The sequence below is a fragment of the Peribacillus sp. P4_B1 genome, assembly GCF_056402395.1.
Genome location: NZ_JBFUHM010000146.1, coordinates 1 through 1,146 on the forward strand (window position 1 = coordinate 1; position 1,146 = coordinate 1,146).

Here is a 1,146-nt window from a genome sequence, read left to right on the forward strand (position 1 = left end):
GATCTGACGTCTCGAGAAATGACGATCCTGACCCTCCTGAGCCAGGGGCTGACCGCGGAAGGTCTGGCCAGACGACTGAGCATTTCCCCACGCACCGTGGGAAAGCACTTGGAGCACATCTACCGAAAGCTGGATGTATGCGACCGCCTGATGGCAGTGCAAACGGCACACGAACTGGGTCTCTTGACACCGACACCTGTCAATTTCCACGATCATCCCGAACAGAATATTTCCGCAACCCTCAGCCAGTGCTGGAATTGCGAATTTCCCATGCTGCTGTGGAATGCCGCGTCAGACAGGCCTGGCCAGCAGTACTCCTCTACTCCGGCAGATGTTCATCTCCTGCGTCAGGCCCGAAAAGTGGTCCCTGATCGGCGCACCGCTACTGAAAAAGACGGTCCTACCCGGGAAAGCAGAGCCCACTCCCGCTGCAGATCCTCGCCGGGGAAAGCCCCAGAAACAGCGGCAGCCGGCCGCCGAGCCGGTGGTCCGAACTCATTATCAGCGGCCAACTGTTCCTGAGGAGCTCCAGACGGACCGCAGGGAGACATGGGCTGAGCTGCACTCTCCCGAAGGGGTCGCCGAAGCCCGACGCAAATTCTTGGGGACAAGAGGACCTCAAACAAGGACGCGGAAGCCGTAGCGGGGAACGCTGAAGAAGCTCTTCGGGTCGTTGGCGGCCCGGAAGTCGTGGTGTAAGGCGATGGCGTCCACCGGCCGGGAGTGAACCACCGCGTACCGGGTCAGGTCCTCCACCCAGGGAAGGATCACGGTGTAATCCCCCACTTCCAGCCCATCGCCGAGCAAGCCCCGCCGTCGTAGACACCATTCCAAGCGAGATCCATCAGTTCATGGATGGCCGCCTCCACTGTTGGCGGCGTCCTCGCTCCATGGCGCTCCCGGGCACTGGCAGTCTCGTGGAGCTCGCAGGCGTGTCCTGGAGGTAGCGGCGAGCCGGGCGATCAACCATCCGTCAACGAAAGTCGCCACTCCCACCGTGGCAACTTGCCAGTTAGCTTCTTGGATGTCAGATGCCAGCTGTGGCCGGCGGTGGGAAGGTCGACTCAGGATAGCTGTACTCGCTCATGTCGCACCCTTTCCACCGCCGGCAACTGGTGGGGTTCCAGTCGATGCAGATGATAGAGG

General features: G+C 61.3%; 2 protein-coding genes. One reads left to right on the plus strand and one right to left on the minus strand.

Going from position 1 to position 1,146, the window contains the following annotated elements; genetic code table 11:
• A partial coding sequence (locus AC1DVK_RS26940; protein ID WP_477627827.1) for a response regulator transcription factor occupies positions 1 to 522 on the plus strand: 522 nt, incomplete at its 5' end.
• A gap of 96 nt (positions 523 to 618) precedes the next feature.
• Here AC1DVK_RS26940 and AC1DVK_RS26945 read toward each other — a convergent pair.
• Positions 619 to 807 (minus strand): hypothetical protein, encoded by a 189-nt coding sequence (locus tag AC1DVK_RS26945; RefSeq protein ID WP_477627828.1) that lies wholly within the window; start codon positions 805 to 807, stop codon positions 619 to 621.
• Positions 808 to 1,146: the final 339 nt, after the last annotated feature.